The 4,274-nt window shown below is 61.1% G+C and carries 4 protein-coding genes; 3 read left to right on the top strand and 1 reads right to left on the bottom strand.

All coding sequences use genetic code 11. The annotated features are described in order from the left end of the window. From ACNKID_RS06555 to ACNKID_RS06545, 3 genes are all read left to right on the top strand, one after another. Positions 1–204: Nif11-like leader peptide family natural product precursor (locus ACNKID_RS06555; RefSeq protein WP_417912633.1), on the top strand; the 204-nt coding region annotated here is incomplete at its 5' end. 340 nt (positions 205–544) lie between these two features. Then, positions 545–1,765 carry an ammonium transporter gene (locus tag ACNKID_RS06550; protein WP_417912639.1) on the top strand — a complete coding sequence of 407 codons (1,221 nt, stop codon included), beginning with the start codon at positions 545–547 and terminating at the stop codon, positions 1,763–1,765. Positions 1,766–1,794: 29 nt separating this feature from the next. Further along, positions 1,795–2,133: a P-II family nitrogen regulator gene (locus ACNKID_RS06545; RefSeq protein ID WP_417912632.1), complete on the top strand. Its 339-nt coding sequence runs from the start codon at positions 1,795–1,797 to the stop codon at positions 2,131–2,133. Between the two features lie 43 nt (positions 2,134–2,176). Here the strand turns inward: ACNKID_RS06545 and ACNKID_RS06540 are convergent, their stop codons facing one another. Further along, a complete protein-coding gene (locus ACNKID_RS06540) occupies positions 2,177–4,090 on the bottom strand; it encodes a M48 family metallopeptidase (RefSeq protein ID WP_417912631.1) in 1,914 nt (637 codons plus the stop codon). Positions 4,091–4,274 lie beyond the last annotated feature (184 nt).

Raw genomic sequence — 4,274 nt, 5'->3', positions numbered from 1 at the left:
GAAAAGCTGCTGACAGCAGGCGGCAAGGATAAGAAGATCAAGGCGAAATACGATGTGCCAGCCAGCAAGGAAGAGTTTGTCGCGCTGGCTGCCGAGGACGGCTATCACTTCACTGTCGAGGAACTGGAGGAGGTGCTGAAAGAGTCGGGCGATGTCTTTGAGAAATACGGCAACCCGCCCAAGCGTTCGATCTGGTGGACCTGATCTGAGTGCCTGCGCCCTGCTCACGCCGAACTCTTTGACGGGTTCGGCTTTTTTTGTTCGCGGCAAACTCGATACATTTCTGTATGTCATGCCCATGAATACCTCTCAGAAATGTAGTAAACAGCCCCTGCCGCAACGGAAAGAAAAGAGGCTTGTTCAAGCAACATTCTGTCTTTAAACGAAAAGACAGAGATAGCGCAAAAATGGCATACACTTTGCAATAACCAGCGCAGGACGCGACCGGAACGCAAAGAAGGGATGGAGAACGCAGTTCCTTGAGCGTATCTTCCGGCAACAACTTAATTTCTCTGAAGGAGGACGTGTTATGAATCCGAGTGCGATCAATGCGGGCGACACCGCGTTCATGATGATCGCGGCAGCGCTGGTCATGTTCATGACCCCAGGGCTGGCCCTGTTTTACGGCGGCCTGGTGCGCTCCAAAAACGTGCTGTCCACAGTGGTGCAGAGCTTCTTCTCGCTCGGTCTGATCGGCCTGATGTGGGTGGCCTATGGCTATTCTCTCGCCTTTGGCCCGGACATCGGCGGCGTGATCGGCGGCTTGGACTGGGTCTTCCTGAAAGGCGTGGGCTTGGAGCCGAGCAGCAGCTACATGACCACCGTGCCGCACATTGTCTTCTGCGCCTTTCAGCTCATGTTCGCCAGCATCACCCCGGCCCTGATCACCGGTGCCTTTGCCGAGCGGATCAAGTTCAGCGGCTTTCTGCTCTTCACGGTGCTGTGGACGACCATCGTTTATCTGCCAGTCTGCCACTGGGTCTGGGCGGCTGACGGTTGGCTGTTCAAGCTGGGCGCACTGGACTTTGCCGGCGGCACGGTCATTCATCTTAACTCCGGCATGGCCGCACTGGTGGCCGCGATCTACATCGGCAAGCGCAGAGGCCACGGCAGAGACTCCTTCTTGCCGCACAGCTTGGGCATGAGCGTGCTCGGCGCAGGCATCCTTTGGTTCGGCTGGTTCGGCTTCAACGCAGGCAGCGCGGGCGCGGCTAACGCCGTGGCAGGCTCGGCTTTCTTTGTCACCCACATTGCGGCAGCTGCGGCAATGGTCTCGTGGGTGGCTGCGGAATGGATGCTGCATGGCAAGCCGACTGTGCTTGGCGCAGCATCCGGCGCAGTGGCTGGTTTGGTCGCCATCACCCCGGCTTCCGGCTTTGTCGGCCCGGTTTCAGCAGTGATCATCGGCTTGGTCGCAGGTGTGCTCTGCTACTTGGCCATCAGCCTGAAGACAAAGTTCAAGTATGACGACGCGCTGGACGTGGTGGCTGTGCATGGCTGCGGCGGCACCTGGGGCGCAATCGCCACCGGCCTCTTCGCCTCCAAGGCCATCAACTCGGCAGGCGCGGACGGCCTCTTCTTCGGCAGCCCTGATCTGCTCTGGAAGCAGGTGGTCGGTGTGCTCGTCACCTTCGCCTACTCTGGCATCCTGACCTACGTCATCCTCAAGGTCACGGACAAGCTGGCCGGGTTCAGAGTGACGGACGAGGACGAGGTGATGGGGCTTGATCTGTCCCAGCACAACGAGGTAGGATACAATCTCTAAGATTCTCTCAGGCGCACGGAGGTGCGGGCATGAAAAAGATAGAAGCCATCATCAAGCCGTTCAAGCTGGACGACGTGAAGCACGCCTTGACCAGCCTCGGCATCACCGGCATGACCATCAGCGAGGTCAAGGGCTATGGCCGCCAGAAGGGCCACACCGAGATGTACCGGGGAGCCGAGTACCACGTCGAGTTCAACCCGAAGATCAAGATTGAGCTGGTGGTGCGGGCTGAGCTGGCCGAGCCGGTGGTGAACGCCATCCGCGAGGCGGCCCTGAGCGGCAAGATCGGCGACGGCAAGATATTCGTCCTGCCGGTCGAGCAGGTGGTGCGGGTGCGCACCGGCGAGCGCGGCGAAGCGGCGATTTGACCCTTCAGCAGGCGCAGGGGGCGGTTCGCGAACCGCCCCCTGCTTATACCAGCCGTGCTTCGGGCACCTTGCTGAACTTGCCTCGGAATCCCCGGTTCTTTCCCTCCATGCTGACAATCCGCATCTCTTCTGGGCATTCCACGGCTGCCTGAATCTGCTGGAGCATCTTCTGCGCATCCTGCTGCCGCGTTCCGAACTGCAACCAGGCTGTGACAGCATAGCCCAAGACATAGCAAGGCGGCTGCGAGGAATGCTTCAGCCGCTTCCTCACCAAATAGGCTTTGCGCAGCCCAGGAATACTCTTCAGCGCATTGCGCATCTTGGCGACAACATCTTCAGCCAGCCCGTGCGGCTCAAACTGATCCGCAAGCAAGACCTGGCTGCGCTCCTGCTTGACCGCCTCTTCAAGCTCCAGCCGCGCCTTGAGCTTCTCCTCCCAGTGCTGCGCCTCCTCGTCTCTGCCATTCCGCTGGCAGTAATCACGCAGCATCTCGCAGCAGCGGGCCGTGAAGCTCTCGTCAAAGCGCATGGCCTGCTCCAGCAGGGCATAGCCGTCTTCCTCATCATACTCGTCTTCAGGCATATAGTCCCGGTTCAGCAGCCAGGCACCCAGACCGAAGCTGGCGAGCGGATGCTCTTGCGCCCGATAATACAGCGCGAGGAGCTGCTTGAAGGTTTCCTCCTCGTTGCGGCCGATGCTCCACGTCAGCTGGGCGCGCTGATACGCCTCCTCCACGGTCAGCACTGCGCCGCCCGCAACGCGGGCGTTCAGCTCGGCAAACTGACGGCGGCCGTTCTGCACGCGCTGATACCGCTCCGTCCACCACGCCCGGTTCTTGTCCTGCCACTCTCTGTCCATCTGCTCGGTGACAGGCCCGAGCGCACTGCCGAGCAGCCCTGCCGCATTCTGCCCGGCTCCGGCCAGCACAAGCCGTGGAGCCGCCTGCAAGGCCTTGAACCGGTCTTGCGTCGCAGGATGGGTGTCAATCAGGCCGGTTGTCCTTGCCATGTCCGCAGCTATGCAGCGCTCTGCCCACGCCGCATTCACTTCAGCGGCAAGGTTCTTCCCCATCATCCGATACGGCGCGACCGGCTCCGGCAGCTTGTCCGCCAGCTGGCGCAGCTGCGGCCAATAGCCCTCCTCCAAAAACCTTTCAATGACGCTGCTGACGGAAAGCGTCTCAACAGCGGCCTCCTTTGACACGAGGCGGACCGAGAGCGCGTCAGCCTCATGTTCAGTCAGGCGGGCCAGCGGAAAGGCGCAGGCACCGAGGTATGAGATGAACCATTCCAGGAAGTGCTTGAAGAGCAGATTGTGCGGATTCTCGCCAAGGGTGTCAGCCAGCCCAGTCCAGCGGAGCATCTGATAATGCGCCCGGCGCGACAGCCTGCCAAGCCCGCCTCTGGACAGATGCCCCAGCTCATGCGCCAGCACGACCTTGCACTGCTCGGCGGTCAGGCATTTCAGCAGCGGCAGGCCGAGCAGCAGCTTTCTCTGATGCCAGCCAAAGATGCCGAGGCGCGGCAGCTGCTCCACGCCCGCATAAAACGCGTCTGTGATCAGCACTTGGCGGAGCGGCAGCGCGTCCGCCTGAGAGCACAGCCTGTCCAGCAGGGCGAACAGCTCCGGGGCCTGCTGCCGGGTGATCGGAATGCCGGCCTCCGGCTTGCGTCCGCCTTGCATCAGCAGCAGCTTGCGCGTCAGCCAGCCTGCCCAGATTAGGACGGAAAGGCCGAGCGCGGTCTGCCAGCCCGGCCAGCCGGGCGAGCCTGCGTCGCGGATGATGACCCACAGCGACCCTGTCAGGAACGCAAGCAGCGTCAGGGTGATCGCTGCCAGATAGAGATCGCCGAGCAGGATCAGGCACCACATCTTGCGCTGATACCGGTCAGGCTGCGTCCTTGCCAGCGCATCGGCCTCGCTGACTGCGGCATTGAACTGTTCGTCGGTCATCATCGCTGTCTGCTCCGTTTTTTTTTGTCTTTTGACTGCGCTGCCGCCACCTTCAAAATATCCTGCGTCCGCCGCCAGCGGCATCCCGCAAACCGTCCCTGCGGAATTTCACTGCGCGAACGCCGCATTTTAAACTGCGAACGCCGTATTGCCAACAGGAAATGCCTCGTTGCCAGCTGGCAATGCC

Origin of the sequence: Candidatus Electronema sp. TJ, from assembly GCF_048287355.1 — a bacterium.
Classification (GTDB): Bacteria; Desulfobacterota; Desulfobulbia; order Desulfobulbales; family Desulfobulbaceae; genus Electronema.
The sequence above is the reverse complement of the archived record's forward strand: the minus strand, read 5'-3'. Positions and strand labels throughout refer to the sequence as shown.